This window comes from Mammaliicoccus sp. L-M44 (genome assembly GCF_022386355.1).
Classification (GTDB): domain Bacteria; phylum Bacillota; class Bacilli; order Staphylococcales; family Staphylococcaceae; genus Mammaliicoccus; species Mammaliicoccus sciuri_A.
The window spans coordinates 103,717-121,329 of the sequence record NZ_JAJNIU010000001.1 but is presented as its reverse complement, the minus strand read 5'-3'; the positions used below and the strand labels follow the sequence as shown (position 1 = coordinate 121,329).

Genomic DNA, 17,613 nt, shown 5'->3' with positions numbered 1-17,613 from the left:
ATATTTGAATTCAGATTAAAAAAGATTTATATACATATATTGAAATTGAAAGGAATGAAAGAACGTGAATGCTAAACAGCAAATTAAACAAATTATAAATGACCATTCTGATTGTGAAAGGTTATTTATAAGTATAGGCCATCCTAAAGTTAAAGCCGTTGTTAAAAGCTTTAAATTATCGAACAGTAATCAAATGATTAAATTTATCGAAACATATCATAAGAAGAGTGGTAAAGCGGCTAAATGGATTAAAATTGATATTGTAACATCTGTTGAAGACATCCCATTTGAAGATTTAAAAGAAAACTTAGTTCATACAACTAGAAATCATGTTGAGTATGGTTTTGCATTAGATTCCAATTGGCATCTAGCATTTTTACCAGAAGAAATAAACAGCAATGCTTTTATTAGACCTACAAACGAGAAAGGGATATTCATACTTTCTGAGAAAAATATCAATCATTATTTAAGAAAGTATAAGAAGAATTATAATTTGTATTTACACAAAGATTATGATGGCAAAGTAGTTCAGAGATTCTATACAAAGAGTTTCTTTATTGAAGAAGAACAGGTTATAAATATAGAACAAGAAGGTTACAAGAAAGGGTTAAGACCAATAGATAATCTTCCAGTTGAAATTAATCGTATGATTCATACGAATACAGATTATTTGATGAATCTTATACAAGATAATGGTAAGTATCATTATGGCTATTTTCCACACTTTGATATCAATATCAATACTTATAACAATTTATGTCATAGTTCGACAACATATGCATTTATTAAATCATTATCTTATTTGAAGAAGAATGTAAGTATAGCTAAGAAACCGATAGATTACATTATCAATCATTATTTATATAAACATGACGGTGCAACTTATGTATTTGATGACACACACTATATTAATGAGATTAAATTAGGTCAGAACGCTGCATTTATACTAGCTGTATGTGGTTATATACAATACGGTCGCTCTAATAAGAAGTATTTAAAAGTAGCTCAAAATGTTGCGAAAGGCTTATTAAATATGATTGATGAGAACGGAGAAACAACTCATGTGTTGAATTATCCAGATTTATCAGTTAAAGATTCATTTAGAGTCATTTATTATGAAGGTCAAGCAGCTTTAGCGTTATTAAAATTATATCAACTGGATCAAAATGAAGAATGGTTGAATACTGCCAAATTACTTTATGAAAAATTTATTCAAAAATCATATTGGAAACACCATGACTACTGGTTAAGTTATAGTACAGAAGTATTGATTCAAATAGAACCAGAAGAAAAATATTATCAATTTGCTTTTCAAAATTTAGGAGAACATTTGAAGAATGTACAAAATCGTCAATCTACAGATCCATTATTACTAGGCATGTTAATGGCTACATATAATATAGTAGAAAGTGCGAAACAACATGACCAATCTGAGTTGATTAAACAATATATTGACGTTGATTTATTGGTTGATACGATTCATAGAAGAGCAGATTATATGAGAACAGGTTATTTTTATCCTGAAGTTGCAATGTATTTCCAAAATCCAGAGCGCATATTAGAGGCATTCTATATTAAACATGAAGGTTATCGTGTAGAGATAGATGATATCGAACATTATTTAACAAGTTATGTAGAGTATTTGAAGGTATTCCATCAATAAGAAAATCCTACCTTTTCCATTGAAATGGAGTAGGTAGGATTTTTATTGGATTTGTATGAAATTATTCGCTAATTTTACCATTTCTGTACATTGATTTAGCAATGTAACCAAACGGTACGTTAGATAAAGTTGTGATGAGTTTTAAGAAGTATGTCGTAAAGAATATTTCAAATACAACATTGTTCGGTAAGTTACCATAGAACGCAATCAATACAAAGATCGCTGTATCGACTATTGAACTGACAACTGTACTTCCGTAAGCTCTTATATAGAATGTTCTATCTGAAGAGAATTTCTTCTTAATTAATGTAAATAGTAATACATCTAAATGTTGACCAATGATATATGCAATGATGGATCCAAGTGCAATTCTTGGTACAATATTAAAGATTGTTTCTAGCGCTTCTTGAGAGATATCTTCCTGTGCAGGAATAAACGCTAATGAGCACTGTAATAATATAACCATGACGATTACTGAAGAAAATCCAAGCCAAACTGCTTTTCGTGCTTGTTTTCTACCATAGATATCGTTTAATATATCTGTTGCAAGATATATTGATGCGAACATAACATTTCCAAGTGTTGCACTAACTGAAAAGAGTTCTACTGTTTTAATAACCTGTATATTTGCTATAATAGTACCTATAGCAACCCAAACGAACAGGCCAGTTTTCCCAAAAAATCGGTATAGAACGAGCATCAATATAAACGTAACGAAGAAAGTTCCAATACCTATTAATTCATTATACATAACTTTGTTCCTCCTAAATTTTGATATAGCGGGTGTTTAGAAACCGCGATAATCGAACTTATCTATTATACGGCTCAAAGTTATAAAAATCAATAAGCTTTATCGTAAACAATTTGTATGATGAATGTTATAATAACGGTCTAGTAAGGGAGTGACACTCATTTTAGCTCAAGAAGAGAAACAAGCAATTAAACAAATAGATCAATTGATGGAAACATACTGTAAAGGGTGTTTATTAAAGACACATTATAGGGAAACTAAAGGTAAACACCAAGCACATCAGTATTGTATATCGGAATGTTCTATCGGTATACGCATTAAACAATTAGGTAACAAGTTGCAATAAGGAGGATATTATGGAAATTGTTAGAGTTGAACCGACACCAAGCCCAAATACGATGAAAATCGTTTTATCATTTAAGAAAGAAGATAGGTCTTCAAATACTTATACTGAAGTGAATGATCATAATCCAGAATTCATTAACCGTATTCTTCAATTAGATGGTATTAAATCTGTATTCCATGTTATGGACTTTATCGCTGTAGATAAGCGTCCAAAAGAAAACTGGGATACTTTACTTAAAGACGTTACAGCAGCCATCTCTGGTTCAGATCAAGAAGGGGACTTTGCTGAAAAAAAAGTAAACGAACATTTCGGTGAAGTAAAAGCTGAAGTCTTAAAATTTAAAGGTATACCTTATCAAATTAAATTAACAACTCAAGAAGAAGAAAAACGAAAACAACTTCCTGAAATTTATATTGATAGTATGCTAAAAGCGACAAAAGACTCAGATAATGTTGTCTTTTTAAGAAAATGGGAAGATTTAGGTGTACGTTACGGCGAAGTAGAGGAAGTATTAGCAACCGTTCAAGAAGAAATATTAGCTTTGTACCCTAAAGAGAAATTAGAGGCTTTAGTTGAAGAAGCTTTAACAAGTGACATTACCATTCCTGAAAAGCAATTTGTACATGTTGATAAAGAAACGTTTGAACAAGAAGAGGATTGGAAAGTAAAATTAAGAATGTTAAATGACTTTCCAACACCAACAGAAGACGATTATCCATTATTAGATGTCGCGTTAAATGATGAAAAGCCTCAAGTACGCAGAATGGCAATCGTACTATTAGGTATGATTGAATCAAAAGAAACATTACCTTATTTATACAAAGGTATGAAAGATAAAGTTGTTTCTGTTAGAAGAACAGCTGGTGACTGTTTAAGTGATTTAGGATTTAAAGAAGCATTACCAGTAATGATAGAAGCATTAGAAGACCCTCAGAAAATTGTAAGATGGCGTGCAGCTATGTTTATATTTGATGAAGGTGATGAAACTGCTTTAGAAGCATTGAAGAAAAGACAAGACGATCCAGCGTTCGATGTTAAATTGCAAGTACAAATGGCAATTGAAAGAATCGAAAATGGTGAAGAAGCATTAGGTTCTGTTTGGAAACAAATGGCTAATAGAAAGAAAGAGGGATAAAATATGAATGCATATGAACAATACATGAAAGAACTCGCTCAACCAATGAGAAGTGAATTAACTGGACAAGGCTTTGAAAGTTTAGAATCAGCAGAATCAGTTAAAGAATATATGGAGAACGCACAACCGAATGAAACAACATTTATCGTTGTAAACTCTGTATGTGGATGTGCAGCTGGTTTAGCACGTCCTGCAGCTGTTACAGTAGCTCAACAAAATGATAAAAAACCTTCTAGAATCGCTACAGTATTTGCTGGACAAGATAAAGAAGCAACTGAAACAATGAGAGAATATATCGCACAAGTACCATCAAGCCCATCAATGGCATTATTTAAAGGTAACGAGCTTAAGTACTTTATGCCACGTGAACATATTGAAGGAAGAGATATCCAAGAAATCTGTTTGGATATTAAAGACGCTTTTGATGAATACTGTGACTAATATTCGTATCACAACTGCCGTTAAGACAAATGCATCTCTCTACAAACAAGTAGAGGATGCATTTTCTGTGTTATCTAAATTAGCATCCATTCAGAATGTTCAAATCATTAAACGAAGAAAATTAACGATTAATCAATTATTTCAACGAGAAACGACACCATTAATTGTATTTGAAAGTAGTGGACCTAAACTCTATTTCACACCAGATACACCGATATATTTTCACTTAGATACTGTCAAAGTTAAATTGCATATAATGAAACAACATAAGATGCCAGTACTAATTGAAATGTTAGATGAAATAACATCAGACTTTACAACATTTAATTTCATAGATGGCACAATGGGATTTGGACGAGATACGTATTTAATATTAAAGCATTATCAGCAAGCAAATATATATGCAATAGAACAAAATCCACTTATCCATTATGTCATTTCTGAAGGCATGAAACGCTATTTAACGGAAGACGAATTAAGACGAATCCATTATATAAATGATGATTATCACAATTGGGTCGAACAACATTCAGAATTGGTAGATATCTTATATTTAGATCATATGTTTGAACAAACACTTGATGAAGACGATAGAATGGGGGAACTTTCACGAAATATTGAAATACCTTCAGAAATCAAAAGTCTATCGGGGTTCAAATATTTAATCGTAAAAGCACATTATAAAAGCGAGATTTTCAAAAAGTTTAATACAATACAATGTATAAGGAAAAGCACTAAAACACATTATGGACTGAGAATAAATCGAGGTTATAAATTTGAGTGATGGACGTAATCATTTAAAAATACAAAAACTGGGACAAAAGATTGTCCCAGTTTTTGTATATTACCCCTTATTGATACTATTCTGTAATGCACATACTAATCATATAGCATAATAATAAGAAGAACCCTAAAGTAGCAAAAATTTCATTCATTGAAATAGCCTCCTTCGTTTTGTTAGCACTTTATTAATTTATATCCATTATACCTAATAATCGTGAAATTTTCTATATTATATCAGTAGTAAATTACCGTTATTTTCGTTAATATAGTAACAGGAGAATATGAAAAAGAGGTGCTCAAATGAATAACTTTGATAAAGCGTATCACGATTTATGTAAAAGGGTATTAGAAGAAGGCGAGAATAAGGACGATAGAACGGGTACGGGTACGATTTCTATATTTGGTCACCAAATGAGATTTGATTTATCTGAAGGTTTTCCGTTATTAACAACTAAAAAGGTTTCTTTTAAATTAATTGCAACTGAGCTTTTATGGTTTATTAAAGGCGATACAAATATAAGATATTTATTACAATATAAGAATAACATTTGGAACGAGTGGGCTTTCAAGAAATGGGTTGAAAGTAATGACTATGATGGTCCTGATATGACGGACTTTGGTCGCCGTTCTTTAGTAGATGATGAATTTAATGAACAATATAAAGCGCAACTTGCGATATTCAAAGATAAGATTCTGAATGATGATGATTTTATGATAAAATACGGTGACTTAGGCAATGTTTATGGTAAACAATGGAGAGATTGGAAAGATCAAGATGGTAAACGATTTGACCAACTTAAGACTTTAATTGAAAACATTAAACAAAATCCTAATTCAAGACGCCATATTATTTCTGCTTGGAACCCAACTGAAATAGATACGATGGCATTACCACCATGTCATACATTATTCCAATTTTATGTGAAAGACGGAAAATTAAGCTGTCAATTATATCAACGAAGTGCAGATATTTTCTTAGGTGTACCTTTTAATATTGCGAGTTATAGCTTATTAACTCATTTAATTGCGAAAGAATGTGGTTTAGAAGTAGGCGAGTTTGTCCATACGTTTGGTGACGCGCATATTTATAAAAACCATATAGACGCAATAAATGAACAACTTTCAAGAGATTCTTACGATGCACCTAAACTTAATATCAACACAGATAAATCATTGTTTGATATTGAATACGAAGATTTAGAAATTGACGGTTATGAATCACATCCAAGTATTAAAGCACCTATTGCAGTTTAAAAAGGAGTAATTTAAATGAAATCAATTATAGTTTGTCATGATCAAAATCGCGTAATTGGCTTAGACAACAAAATGCCATGGCATTTACCAAATGACTTAAAAAGAGTTAAAGCATTGACGACTGGAAATACGATCGTGATGGGAAGAAAAACATTTGATTCTTTAGGTAAGCCATTACCGAATAGACGTAATGTTGTATTAACGACAAATCCATCTTTTGAACACGAAGGTGTCGATGTGATTCATTCTTTAGATGAAATCGATCAACTTGATGGACATATCTTTATCTTTGGTGGTCAAGGACTTTATGAACAAATGATGGACCGCGTTGACGATATGTATGTAACAGTAATAGAAGATAAGTTTCAAGGTGATGCCTTTTTCCCTCCATACGACTTCAAAGATTGGACGGTTCTTTCATCTGAATCTGGCGAACTCGATGAAAAAAACACTTTACCACACACTTATATGCATTTGGAAAGGAAAAAATAGTATGTTAAGAACGACGAAAACAATCGGTTATATTATAGGTTATGCAGCACTTGTGTCTTCACAATTAAACAAAGTTAAACATAAGAAGTCATTGATTAATGATGTCCGCAAACAAGATGAAATGATCTTTTTATATGCAAAAAGATGGGCTTCACGCATTCTAGATTCAGCTGGTGTTACAACACACTTGTCTGGCAATACAGAACCATTTGATGAGCCTGTATTATACATTTCAAATCATGAAGGTAATTTTGATATTCCTGTATTAATTACTCATTTACCACAACCATTTGGATTTATTTCAAAGACAGAAGTTCAAAAAATTCCGTTTTTAAGTCCATGGATGGAAGAAATGAATTGTATATATTTAGATCGTTCAAATAGACGCGCAAGTTTACAAATGATAAAAGATGGTATTAACAAATTAAAAGAACAACATTCTTTATTAATTTTTCCTGAAGGTAGTAGAAGTAAAGGCGGAGAAATGCAAGAATTTAAAGCAGGTTCTTTTAAATTAGCTAAATCAGCTAAAGTTAAAATTGTACCTATTGCGATTTATGGGACATCTAAAATCATGGAAGCTCAAGATTCTAAAAAAATGGTCCCTGGTGATGTTTATGTACACATTCTAGACCCAATTGAGCCTTCTATTTTTGAAGATAAGACCATGCAAGAAGTAAGTCAATTTGTACAAGGAAAAATTAGTAATACTGTTCAATCATTAAAGGAGAATCATTATGTCAAAAATTAAAATAGTTGTTGATTCGACGACAGATTTATCAGCAGACTTTTTAGAAGAAAATAACATTACTGTCGTACCCCTAAATATACTAATCGATGGTGTTACGTACGTAGACCAAGAGGATATTAGCTCAACTGAATTTCTAGAAAAAATGAAAGATGCTAAAGAACTACCTAAAACAAGTCAGCCACCAATTGGTAAAATTGTTGAAACATATGACTCATTAGGAGCAGATGGTTCTGAAATTATTAGTATTCACATGACTTCTGAGTTATCAGGTACATTTAGTGCAGCTCAACAGGCAGCACAAATGACAGAAAGTAAAGTTACTGTTGTGGATAGTCAATTCATTTCATTAGCATATGGATTCCAAATTGAAGAAGTCGTGAAGATGATTAACGCTGGTAAAACTGTTGAAGAAATCGTCGAAGAAATTGAAGTGATTAAAAATAATTTAAGACTATTTGTGGTCATTGGTAATATCGACAACTTAATTAAAGGTGGTAGAATCGGTAAAGCGAAAGGCTTACTCGGTTCATTGATGAATATTAAACCAATTGGCGAATTGATTAACGGAAAAATCGAAATGATGCATAACGCAAGAACACAAAATGCAATTGTTAAATATTTAATGAAAGAATTAGATGTCTTCTTAGAGAATAAAGAACTTATTAAAATTGGTATTGCAGATGCGAATGCAGAACAATTGATGACGAAATTGATGAATACAATTAAAGAAAAGAAAAATTTCCACTTGTTTGATACTGCAGTGACGACACCAGTCGTTTCAACACATACTGGTGAAGGTGCTATTGGCGTGTTCTTCTATGGAAAATAAACATTGGATGAATCATAGAGCTTGGTTTTACGCTTTTATTATATTAATTATTCTAATACTTGGTGCTCTAGCTTATGTATGGTCTCAAATTTCAGACGATACAAACCATCCAACCATAAACACAGAACAAACTAAGAAAGATTTCACCATTTCTTTTGATAATGCACAATTAGAATCGTTAATGAATGCTTCTATGAAAGATTATGATATTCAATCACGCATCACTAAGAAATCATTGTCATTTGATACGCGTACTAAAATTTTAGGTAAAGATATTGATATTACACTTCAAACGAAACCTAAAAAATTAAATAACGATACAATCTATTTCAAAATTCAATCGATAGATATTGGTAAATTAAATATTTCAAATCCATTTATTTTATCTCAAATCAAAAAATATAGTGAACTTCCACCATATATTCATGTAAATCCTAAAGATGAATCATTCAATTTATCTTTAGATCAGTTGGATATTGATAATGTTGAGTCTATACAAATTCAAACATTAGATATTTTAGACAAAAAATGGTACTTTGATATTAAGTTAAAGTAACTTAACATCATTAAAGGAGGTACAACTATGGCATATGCAACGTTAGCTGGGGGATGTTTTTGGTGTTTAGTTAAACCTTTCAATGAATTCCCTGGTATTATTGAAGTGACTTCCGGATATAGTGGTGGTCATGTTGAAAATCCAACTTATGAGGAAGTTTGTACAAATCAAACTGGTCATGTTGAAGCAGTTCAAATTGAATACAATGAAGATGAAACAGACTTTGAAGCTATTTTAGATATATACTTTAAGACTTTTGATCCAACAGATAACAAAGGTCAGTTCTTTGATAGAGGCGAAAGTTATGAACCTGTTATTTTCTATCACGACAAAGAACAAGAAGAAATAGCACATAACAAAATCAATCAATTAAATGAACAAAATATTTTTGATAAACCAGTCATTACGCCAGTTAAACCGTACAAGAACTTTTACCCTGCGGAAGAATACCATCAAGATTATTACTTGAAGAATCCTGCACATTATCAAGGGTATCAACAAGGTTCTGGACGTAAAGCATTTATAGAAAAGTATTGGGGGCGTTAAAATGCTTAAAAAAAGTAAAGATGAATTAAATGAAATGGAATATCTCGTAACACAACAAAATGGTACAGAACCACCTTTTCAAAATGAATATTGGAATCACTTTGAAAAAGGTATTTATGTAGATAAATTATCTGGTAAGCCATTATTCACTTCAGAAGAAAAATTTGAATCTGATTGTGGTTGGCCAAGTTTTTCAAAAGCGTTAGATGATGAAGAAATTATCGAACTTGTTGATAAAACACATGGTATGATCAGAACTGAAGTACGCTCTGAAGATTCAGATAGTCATTTAGGTCATGTCTTTAATGACGGTCCTAAAGAATCTGGTGGCTTAAGATATTGTATTAATTCAGCTGCTGTACAATTTATTCCATATGATAAATTAGAAGATTTAGGGTATGGAGAATTAGTAAATCATTTTAAAAATTAGAGGAGTCGATTGTAATGTTTAAAAAATTATTTGGCGGTAACAAATCAAAAGATACAAATGTTGAAGTATTTGCACCAATTTCAGGTGAATATGTAGCAATTGAAGATATTCCAGATCCAGTATTTGCTCAAAAGATGATGGGTGAAGGATTCGGCATTAAACCAACAGAAGGTGTAGTAGTAGCACCATTTGATGGAGAAGTTGTGAATGTATTCAAACCTTCAAATCACGCTGTAGGTATTAAAGCAGCTAACGGATTAGAAGTATTGGTACACGTAGGTTTAGAAACTGTTCAATTAGGTGGAGAAGGCTTTGAAGCACTTGTTAATACTGGTGATACAGTTAAACAAGGCGATGAGTTATTAAAATTCGACATTGAAACAATCGAATCAAAAGTAAAATCAGTAATCAGTCCTGTTATTATTACAAACACAGATGACGCTGAAGAAATTAATATCGAAAAATTAGAAAGTCTAGTTAAAGGTGAAACTAAGGCTATTGATGTGAAAATGAAATAAATGAAACAATATTCTTTCTATCAATACGCACTAACAAAGCGAAGTGAAAAAAGCGAAGTAGGTAAGTTGGCAGATTTAATCTTCCAAGACTTATCATTTCCTAAATTCACAAACGATTACCACACACTTTCAGATTACTTAGAAACAGAAGCCATGTTCACACAACCAATGAGCGTCTTCGATGATTTATTCGAATCATACGAAGAGTGGTTGAAATTCTAAGGTAAAATAAAACACCTCATTTTCAAGTGGAAATGAGGTGTTTTTTCGATTGTAGATTTGGATGATGGGGTGCTAATTATCACAATTCAGAATTGTGGTAGTTAGAACGCTGTAACTTCCATTATTCCGAATTCTGGTAATTAGAAAGGCTCTCACTTACGGACATTTCTCGGAATTCTGTCCCTAACAACATCTCTTATGGACATTTCTCAGAATTCTGTCCCTAACAACACCTCTTACTGACATTTCTCAGGATTCTGTCCCTAACAACACCTCTTACTGACATTTCTCAGGATTCTGTCCCTAACAACGCCTCTTACGGACACTTCTCGGAATTTTGTCCCTAACAGCACCCGTTATACTCACGATATGAACATTTTTCCTTATTAATTCGTTCACTTTGCTGTTTCCCACACCAAAGTGTTTTTATTTATATGATTTAACTGTTAAAATAAATTATATTTGACAAGAAAGTTGTGAGTAAATGAAACCTTTTAAAAAGAAACAAAGTCGGCAAATAACGCTTCCTTTATATAAGTTATTCATTCTATTATTTGTTACGGTCTTATTAACGGCTGTTGTGACGTTTGCTTCGTATAAATTCGGTTTATACTTTGGCAATGATCAACAAAAAGAACTTAACAAAATTGAAGAGGCTTATAAACAAATTAATAATGACTATTACAAAGATGTTGATGACGACAAATTAACACAAGGCGCTATTGATGGTATGATCAAATCTTTAGATGATCCTTACAGTGAATACATATCCGCTAAAGATACAACAAGCTATAACGAAGAAATTTCTGGTGATTTTGTTGGAATTGGTGCAGAGATGGAAATGCACGATGGCTACGTTAGAATTACGAGTCCTATGAAAGATTCTCCTGCTGAAAAAGCTGGCGTAAAATCTTTAGACGTCATTACGAAAGTTGACAATGAATCGATTAAAAATAAATCTTTAAATGAAATTGTTAAAAAAGTAAGAGGTAAAAAGGGTACTACTGTTACGTTAACAATTAAACGAGAAGGTAAAGAACCTTTCGATGTGAAGATTAAGCGTGACAAAATTCATCTTACAAGTGTCGATTATACGAAAAAGAAAGACACTGGCGTCATTGCAATTTCTAAGTTCCAAAATAAAACAACGAAAGAATTACAATCTGCATTGAAACAAGCGAAAAAAGACAAAGTGAAACATGTCGTTTTAGATTTAAGAAACAATCCAGGTGGTCTATTAGATGAAGTTGTGACGAGTGTTAACTTGTTTGTTGATAAAAACAAACCTGTTATATATTTAGAAACGAAAGGTGATAAACCACAAGCAGTTGAAACTGAAAACGACAAAATGTCTGGCATAGATGATATGGATTATACTGTACTGGTTAATAAAGGATCTGCAAGTGCTGCAGAAATATTCGCAGGTGCTTTACAAGATTATAAAATTGCAGATGTCCTAGGTACAACGACTTTTGGTAAAGGAATCGGACAAGTTCATAAAGAATTTAGCGATTCTAGCATTTTGAAATATACAAACATGAGATGGTTAACACCTAACAAATCTTATATTCATAAAAAAGGGATTCAACCAGATAAAACCATTAAAGCACCTAAATATGAAGAAATAGAAATAATCGATCCAAGTAAGACTTACCAAGAAGACGATCAATCTAAAGAAATTAAATCAATTAAGATTGGTTTGAACGCTTTAGGGTATAATATTAACAGTGAAAATGACCAATTTGATGCCCATCTGACATCACAAGTTAAATCATTCCAAAGTGATCATGATTTAACAGCAAATGGTATTTTCACAGATGATACAACTAAGAAATTTATTGAACTTTTACGCAAGAAAATCCGTAGTGAAGATAAACAACTTGATGAAGCAATTCAATATATGCATAAGTAAATGGGGGAAACTAGTTTGAGAAAAGCAACAAGATCAGATATTCAACATATTAATCAACTAACAGAAATGGCTAAATCTATTATGGAGCACGATCAGAACCCTCAATGGGATCATCGTTATCCATTAGAGAAGCATTTCTACGAAGATATAGATAACGGAGACTTATATCTATATGAAGAAAACAATGATATTGCAGGCTATATATGTGTCAATCAAGTACAAGCTGAATGGTATAAACAATTTGACTGGCCAGCTAATACTGACGACGCATATGTCATTCATAGAATGGCTACAAATCCTGAATATAAAGGTGTCGCAATGAAGATGATGCAATTTGCTATTGATATTGCTACTGAAGCAGGAACGCCTATTATCATAACGGATACATTTTCACTTAATAAACGTGCACAAAGACTGTTTGAAAAATTTGATTTTATTAAAATGGGTGAATATGAAACAGATGAATTTCCATTTGATAAGAACGCACCATTTTATGCATATTATAAATTGATAGAGAACGAGGAGAAATAAACATGAAGAAGATAGCATTTACCGGTGGCGGTACGATAGGACATGTTGCAGTAAATTTAGCACTCATTCCTGAAGCACAAAAGCGTGATATAGAAACAATATATATTGGATCTAAAAATGGTATTGAGAAAGAAATGATTACTGACTCTGCCAAAGATACGAAATATATTCCGATATCAAGCGGGAAGTTACGTCGATATTTATCTTTTGAGAATTTAAAAGACGTCTTTAAAGTTTTAAAAGGTATATTAGACGCTAGAAAAGTATTAAAAAAAGAAAAACCAGATTTAGTCTTTTCTAAAGGTGGTTTCGTCAGTGTTCCAGTTATTATCGCTGCCAAATCATTAAAAATTCCTTCAATTGTGCATGAATCAGATGTTACACCTGGTTTAGCAAACAAATTATCAATGAAATTTGCTAATAAAATGTATACAACTTTTGAAGAAACTTTAAAATATGTACCTAAAGAAAAATCAGATTATATTGGTGCGATTATTAGAGAAGATTTAAGAGATGGCTCTAAAGAAGAAGGTTATCAATTAACGGGCTTTAATGATCAATTACCTGTATTACTCGTAATGGGTGGTAGTTTAGGTTCTAAAGCATTAAATAAAGCGATTCGAGATAATCTAGACTTTTTAACAAAGAAATATCAAATTATTCATTTAACTGGTAAAGGTCACATAGATCATAATATTAAAAACGACAATTATGTCCAATATGAATTTGTTTCAAATGAATTAATGCACTTCTATGCGATTACGAACACTGTTATTAGTAGAGCAGGCGCTAATGCTATATACGAATTTGCGACATTGAAGTTACCAATGTTATTAATCCCACTTGGTTTAGATCAATCAAGAGGAGACCAAATTGATAACGCTAAAATTTTCGAGAAAAATGGATATGCTAAAGTATTACAAGAAAAAGATGTGGACCAAGCTAATCTGATCAATCAACTGGATAAATTAGAAAACGAACGAGAAGCTATTATTGACAAAATGTCACATTTCAAAGAAAGTTATACTAAAGAAACACTATTCAACAAAATCGAATCAGACATAAAGTAAAGGGGGCAATCGAATGAGCCAAGCAAACCGTACTTTACTCATACTAATATTTAGTTTGATATTTGGAGTCATTGCATTTTTCCATGAATCAAGACTCGGTAAATGGATTGATAATGAAGTTTATAACTTTATATATTCAACTGAAAGCTTTATAACGACTTCTATAATGCTTGGTTTCACAAAACTAGGAGAAGTTTGGGCAATGATTGCCTTATCACTCATTGTGATTTGTTACTTAAAACTTAAAAAATATAACATTGAAACATTATTTTTTGCAGTTACGATGATTTTATCAGGTACATTAAATCCACTTCTTAAAAATATATTCGACAGAGAAAGACCAACTTTACTTAGACTGATAGATATTTCTGGATTTAGTTTTCCGAGTGGACATGCAATGGGATCCACCGCATTTTTCGGATCACTTATATTCATTATATTTAGAGTAGCGAACAAATCTATACGACCGTATTTGATGGGCTTATGTGTCATTTGTATCGCAATGATATCATCATCACGCGTGTATTTAGGCGTACATTATCCAACTGATATTATCGCTGGTATAATCGGCGGCGTTATTTGCATTATGCTAACACAAAGTATGTTACGAAAGAAATTATAGATGAGTATGGAACAGATGAGCTGTTCCATTCTTTTTTTTGGATTTAGCTGCCGTTATAAACAAGTTTGGCTAGAAGTGTTCACAAGGCACCCGTTACGAACAAGTTTGGTCAGAAGTGTTTATAAGGCACTCGCTATGAACAAGTTTGGCTAGAAGTGTTCATAAAACACTCGTTATTTGCAGTTCTCGCCAAAGATGCTAATACTGATACAGTTATTTACAGTTCTCGCCAGAACTGCTCATAACGCTTATATCCTCAATAAATCCAAACAAAAAAAACAGCCACAGTGATTTGGACAGAATCACTGCGGCTATTTTACTTTTATGGGCATAAAAGGGGGTTATAGAAAATGTTCAATCTATACTTAGAGGGGGAACTCTTTTATTTGATTGATAATCATTTTCAATTACTATTATAACCAATTGATAATGAATGTCAATTAGTTATTTAAAATTTTTACTATTTTAAATGATAAAATAGTAATGCTCATATATAATGAACATGTTAAACTCGAAAATGTTATCTTTTACTAGAGGGGGAACTCTTTCATTGATAATCATTTTCAATTACTATTATAACTAACTGAGAATCATTGTCAATTAAAAATTGAAAACTTTTATAATTTTATTACGAGGTGGCACTATGAAAAAGATACTCATCATAGAAGATGAACAAAATTTAGCGAGATTTATAGAATTAGAACTTAAGCATGAGGACTATGAAGTGGAAATATGTAATGATGGTGAGAGTGGATTAAACCAAGCTTTAGCAGAAGATTACAATTGTATATTATTAGATCTCATGTTACCAAAAATGAATGGTCTTGAAGTATGTAGACGAGTTCGTCGCGAGAAAGATACGCCGATTATTATGATAACGGCTAAGGGCGATACATATGATAAAGTTATTGGTCTTGATTATGGCGCAGATGACTATATTGTTAAACCATTTGATATTGAAGAATTATTAGCGAGAATTCGCGTTATTATTAGAAGAAATGTAACAGTTGAACCAGTAAGTCATACAATTACTGTTAATGATTTAACAATTGATAAAAATGCTTTTTCTGTATCTATCCATGGTGAATCTGTTGATTTAACGAAGACTGAATATGAATTATTATTATTACTAGCTGAAAATCAAAATTTCGTCTTACAAAGAGAGCAGATTTTAAATCATGTATGGGGTTATGAGTCAGAAGTTGAGACAAATGTTGTGGACGTATATATTCGTTATTTACGTAACAAACTTAAACCATTCAAGAAAGAGAATATTATCGAAACTGTTAGAGGAGTGGGATACGTGATTAGATCATGAAACAACAATCATTAAAGACTAAATGGATGATGCTCACCACGACGATTACGTTTATTATATTTGCTTTATTCAGTATGTTTATCATTTATTTCATTAGTTTATATTTGAAAGACCAAGAAACAAGCACAGCAACTAGAAGTACGTATGACACAATTAATTTATTGAAGACGAAGACACTTGGTCAAATTACTTCAACTGATATTAATGCGACAATAACTGATAATCAAAAGCTTGTGCTATATGATAGATTTGGCAAACCTATTTTTGAAGAAACGCATAATAATGATTTAGATTATACGCCTAAATTTGAACGAGTGAATCAACTTAAAATTTATGAAACGAAACAAGATAATAAATCATATATTGTCGTTTATACACCTGTAAATACAAGTTATTTCAGTGGTTATGAAGCTGTCGTCCATCCGCTAGCAAATTATGATGCCATTATTAAATTTATGATTATATTAGCAACTGTATTTGGATTAACGGCATTGTTCTTAATTGCATTAATCAGTTATGTATTTTCATCACAAATCACTAAACCTATTACGATATTATCCGATAAAATGAAACAAATTCGTAGAGACGGTTTCCAAGAAAAACTTGAAGTACCCACAAACTATGAAGAAACAGACGATATGATCCAAACCTTTAATAGAATGATGGAACAATTGGAAAGTTCTTTTGATCAACAGAAACAATTCGTCGAAGATGCTTCACATGAATTGAGAACGCCGCTGCAAATTATACAAGGGCACTTAAACCTCATTCAAAGATGGGGTAAAAACAATCCAGAAGTATTAGAAGAATCTTTAGATATTTCGATTGAAGAAATGACACGTATTACGAAACTCGTCGAAGAACTTCTTTTATTATCAAAAGATGCTAGATCGAGTACAGGTGATGAGATTGATATTGTCGATATCAACTATGAAATAAATTCTAGAATTAAATCATTAAAGAAATTACATCCAGATTATACATTCAATTTCGAATCAAATTACAACGCAATTAGAATGAATATCAATCGATTTCATTTTGAACAAATGTTATTAATCTTTATTGATAACGCTATGAAATATGATAAGAAAAATAAAAATATTGAAATTGTGACGAATTTAAAAAACAGAAATATTACAATTGATATTATTGACCATGGTGTGGGCATACCTCAAAAGGACTTAGAATTCATATTTGACCGCTTTTATAGAGTTGATAAATCACGTTCTAGAAAAGAAGGCGGCAATGGACTCGGCCTTTCAATTGCTAAGAAATTAGTCAATTCTTATGATGGAATTGTGAAAGTTGAAAGTGTTGTGAATGAGTACACAAAAATATCAGTTGTATTCAAAGAATCTTTTATAAACAAATAAGTTCAATATTGTCAAATTAGCCTTTAACTCAATACTGTTAAGTGCTAAAATGGAAATGTAAACGGTTTAT

The 17,613-nt window shown here is 31.7% G+C and carries 21 protein-coding genes; 20 read left to right on the top strand and 1 reads right to left on the bottom strand.

All coding sequences use genetic code 11. The features are described from left to right. Positions 1-64: 64 nt before the first annotated feature. A complete protein-coding gene (locus tag LQ611_RS00590) occupies positions 65-1,663 on the top strand; it encodes a poly(glycerol-phosphate) alpha-glucosyltransferase (RefSeq protein WP_239709273.1) in 1,599 nt (532 codons plus the stop codon). A gap of 61 nt (positions 1,664-1,724) precedes the next feature. On the opposite strand, the gene LQ611_RS00585 is transcribed toward LQ611_RS00590, so the two are convergent. Then, positions 1,725-2,414: a queuosine precursor transporter gene (locus tag LQ611_RS00585; RefSeq protein WP_103361151.1), complete on the bottom strand. Its 690-nt coding sequence runs from the start codon at positions 2,412-2,414 to the stop codon at positions 1,725-1,727. Between the two features lie 151 nt (positions 2,415-2,565). Between LQ611_RS00585 and LQ611_RS00580 the strand changes: the two genes are divergently transcribed. The 19 genes from LQ611_RS00580 to LQ611_RS00490 all read left to right on the top strand — a co-directional run bounded on the left by LQ611_RS00580 (position 2,566) and on the right by LQ611_RS00490 (position 17,543). Further along, the gene (locus LQ611_RS00580; protein ID WP_049318859.1) at positions 2,566-2,760 is read left to right on the top strand and encodes a zinc-finger domain-containing protein; all 195 of its coding nucleotides are present in this window, start codon (positions 2,566-2,568) and stop codon (positions 2,758-2,760) included. Positions 2,761-2,770: 10 nt separating this feature from the next. Next, on the top strand, positions 2,771-3,895 hold the full coding sequence (locus tag LQ611_RS00575; RefSeq protein ID WP_107565641.1) for a virulence factor: 1,125 nt from the start codon (positions 2,771-2,773) through the stop codon (positions 3,893-3,895). Between the two features lie 3 nt (positions 3,896-3,898). Next, positions 3,899-4,336, top strand: a complete 438-nt coding sequence (locus LQ611_RS00570; protein WP_025906276.1) for a BrxA/BrxB family bacilliredoxin — start codon at positions 3,899-3,901, stop codon at positions 4,334-4,336. Further along, positions 4,320-5,120: a class I SAM-dependent methyltransferase gene (locus LQ611_RS00565; RefSeq protein WP_239709272.1), complete on the top strand. Its 801-nt coding sequence runs from the start codon at positions 4,320-4,322 to the stop codon at positions 5,118-5,120. Before LQ611_RS00570 ends, LQ611_RS00565 begins: the two co-directional genes overlap by 17 nt. Before the next feature lie 299 nt (positions 5,121-5,419). Then, positions 5,420-6,373: a thymidylate synthase gene (locus LQ611_RS00560; protein ID WP_025906279.1), complete on the top strand. Its 954-nt coding sequence runs from the start codon at positions 5,420-5,422 to the stop codon at positions 6,371-6,373. A 15-nt stretch (positions 6,374-6,388) separates the two neighbouring features. Then, the gene (locus LQ611_RS00555; protein WP_037590516.1) at positions 6,389-6,865 is read left to right on the top strand and encodes a dihydrofolate reductase; all 477 of its coding nucleotides are present in this window, start codon (positions 6,389-6,391) and stop codon (positions 6,863-6,865) included. Between the two features lies 1 nt (position 6,866). Further along, complete coding sequence (locus tag LQ611_RS00550) at positions 6,867-7,616, top strand: lysophospholipid acyltransferase family protein (protein ID WP_107565643.1); 750 nt, start codon at positions 6,867-6,869, stop codon at positions 7,614-7,616. Then, the gene (locus tag LQ611_RS00545) at positions 7,603-8,445 is read left to right on the top strand and encodes a DegV family protein (RefSeq protein ID WP_107565644.1); all 843 of its coding nucleotides are present in this window, start codon (positions 7,603-7,605) and stop codon (positions 8,443-8,445) included. Before LQ611_RS00550 ends, LQ611_RS00545 begins: the two co-directional genes overlap by 14 nt. Then, complete coding sequence (locus LQ611_RS00540) at positions 8,435-9,001, top strand: DUF2140 family protein (RefSeq protein WP_107565645.1); 567 nt, start codon at positions 8,435-8,437, stop codon at positions 8,999-9,001. Before LQ611_RS00545 ends, LQ611_RS00540 begins: the two co-directional genes overlap by 11 nt. A gap of 27 nt (positions 9,002-9,028) precedes the next feature. After that, entirely contained in the window at positions 9,029-9,547 is a 519-nt protein-coding gene (msrA, locus tag LQ611_RS00535; protein ID WP_037560246.1) for a peptide-methionine (S)-S-oxide reductase MsrA, read from the top strand. Between the two features lies 1 nt (position 9,548). Then, positions 9,549-9,977 carry a peptide-methionine (R)-S-oxide reductase MsrB gene (gene msrB / locus LQ611_RS00530; RefSeq protein ID WP_025906285.1) on the top strand — a complete coding sequence of 143 codons (429 nt, stop codon included), beginning with the start codon at positions 9,549-9,551 and terminating at the stop codon, positions 9,975-9,977. A 14-nt stretch (positions 9,978-9,991) separates the two neighbouring features. Continuing rightward, on the top strand, positions 9,992-10,495 hold the full coding sequence (locus LQ611_RS00525; RefSeq protein ID WP_025906286.1) for a PTS sugar transporter subunit IIA: 504 nt from the start codon (positions 9,992-9,994) through the stop codon (positions 10,493-10,495). Beyond that, entirely contained in the window at positions 10,496-10,717 is a 222-nt protein-coding gene (locus tag LQ611_RS00520; RefSeq protein ID WP_025906287.1) for a YozE family protein, read from the top strand. Positions 10,718-11,201: 484 nt separating this feature from the next. Continuing rightward, positions 11,202-12,629: a S41 family peptidase gene (locus LQ611_RS00515; protein ID WP_239709271.1), complete on the top strand. Its 1,428-nt coding sequence runs from the start codon at positions 11,202-11,204 to the stop codon at positions 12,627-12,629. Between the two features lie 66 nt (positions 12,630-12,695). Then, positions 12,696-13,160: a GNAT family N-acetyltransferase gene (locus LQ611_RS00510; RefSeq protein ID WP_374229755.1), complete on the top strand. Its 465-nt coding sequence runs from the start codon at positions 12,696-12,698 to the stop codon at positions 13,158-13,160. 2 nt (positions 13,161-13,162) lie between these two features. Continuing rightward, the gene (locus LQ611_RS00505) at positions 13,163-14,230 is read left to right on the top strand and encodes an undecaprenyldiphospho-muramoylpentapeptide beta-N-acetylglucosaminyltransferase (protein WP_107618153.1); all 1,068 of its coding nucleotides are present in this window, start codon (positions 13,163-13,165) and stop codon (positions 14,228-14,230) included. Positions 14,231-14,243: 13 nt separating this feature from the next. Then, a complete protein-coding gene (locus LQ611_RS00500; RefSeq protein ID WP_037590506.1) occupies positions 14,244-14,852 on the top strand; it encodes a phosphatase PAP2 family protein in 609 nt (202 codons plus the stop codon). A gap of 643 nt (positions 14,853-15,495) precedes the next feature. Beyond that, a complete protein-coding gene (locus LQ611_RS00495; protein WP_037590505.1) occupies positions 15,496-16,170 on the top strand; it encodes a response regulator transcription factor in 675 nt (224 codons plus the stop codon). Continuing rightward, positions 16,167-17,543, top strand: coding sequence for a HAMP domain-containing sensor histidine kinase (locus LQ611_RS00490; protein WP_025905221.1), 1,377 nt, complete (start codon positions 16,167-16,169; stop codon positions 17,541-17,543). Before LQ611_RS00495 ends, LQ611_RS00490 begins: the two co-directional genes overlap by 4 nt. The last annotated feature ends 70 nt before the right edge of the window (positions 17,544-17,613 follow it).

Coding starts and splice junctions, on each gene's coding strand:
- LQ611_RS00565 (WP_239709272.1), top strand. CDS start 4,320: ATGAATACTGTGACTAATATTCGTATCACAACTGCCGTTAAGACAAAT.
- LQ611_RS00585 (WP_103361151.1), bottom strand. CDS start 2,414: ATGTATAATGAATTAATAGGTATTGGAACTTTCTTCGTTACGTTTATA.
- LQ611_RS00555 (WP_037590516.1), top strand. CDS start 6,389: ATGAAATCAATTATAGTTTGTCATGATCAAAATCGCGTAATTGGCTTA.
- LQ611_RS00490 (WP_025905221.1), top strand. CDS start 16,167: ATGAAACAACAATCATTAAAGACTAAATGGATGATGCTCACCACGACG.
- LQ611_RS00525 (WP_025906286.1), top strand. CDS start 9,992: ATGTTTAAAAAATTATTTGGCGGTAACAAATCAAAAGATACAAATGTT.
- LQ611_RS00550 (WP_107565643.1), top strand. CDS start 6,867: ATGTTAAGAACGACGAAAACAATCGGTTATATTATAGGTTATGCAGCA.
- LQ611_RS00505 (WP_107618153.1), top strand. CDS start 13,163: ATGAAGAAGATAGCATTTACCGGTGGCGGTACGATAGGACATGTTGCA.
- LQ611_RS00575 (WP_107565641.1), top strand. CDS start 2,771: ATGGAAATTGTTAGAGTTGAACCGACACCAAGCCCAAATACGATGAAA.
- LQ611_RS00515 (WP_239709271.1), top strand. CDS start 11,202: ATGAAACCTTTTAAAAAGAAACAAAGTCGGCAAATAACGCTTCCTTTA.
- LQ611_RS00570 (WP_025906276.1), top strand. CDS start 3,899: ATGAATGCATATGAACAATACATGAAAGAACTCGCTCAACCAATGAGA.
- msrB (WP_025906285.1), top strand. CDS start 9,549: ATGCTTAAAAAAAGTAAAGATGAATTAAATGAAATGGAATATCTCGTA.
- LQ611_RS00510 (WP_374229755.1), top strand. CDS start 12,696: ATGGCTAAATCTATTATGGAGCACGATCAGAACCCTCAATGGGATCAT.
- msrA (WP_037560246.1), top strand. CDS start 9,029: ATGGCATATGCAACGTTAGCTGGGGGATGTTTTTGGTGTTTAGTTAAA.
- LQ611_RS00500 (WP_037590506.1), top strand. CDS start 14,244: ATGAGCCAAGCAAACCGTACTTTACTCATACTAATATTTAGTTTGATA.
- LQ611_RS00495 (WP_037590505.1), top strand. CDS start 15,496: ATGAAAAAGATACTCATCATAGAAGATGAACAAAATTTAGCGAGATTT.
- LQ611_RS00520 (WP_025906287.1), top strand. CDS start 10,496: ATGAAACAATATTCTTTCTATCAATACGCACTAACAAAGCGAAGTGAA.
- LQ611_RS00560 (WP_025906279.1), top strand. CDS start 5,420: ATGAATAACTTTGATAAAGCGTATCACGATTTATGTAAAAGGGTATTA.
- LQ611_RS00540 (WP_107565645.1), top strand. CDS start 8,435: ATGGAAAATAAACATTGGATGAATCATAGAGCTTGGTTTTACGCTTTT.
- LQ611_RS00545 (WP_107565644.1), top strand. CDS start 7,603: ATGTCAAAAATTAAAATAGTTGTTGATTCGACGACAGATTTATCAGCA.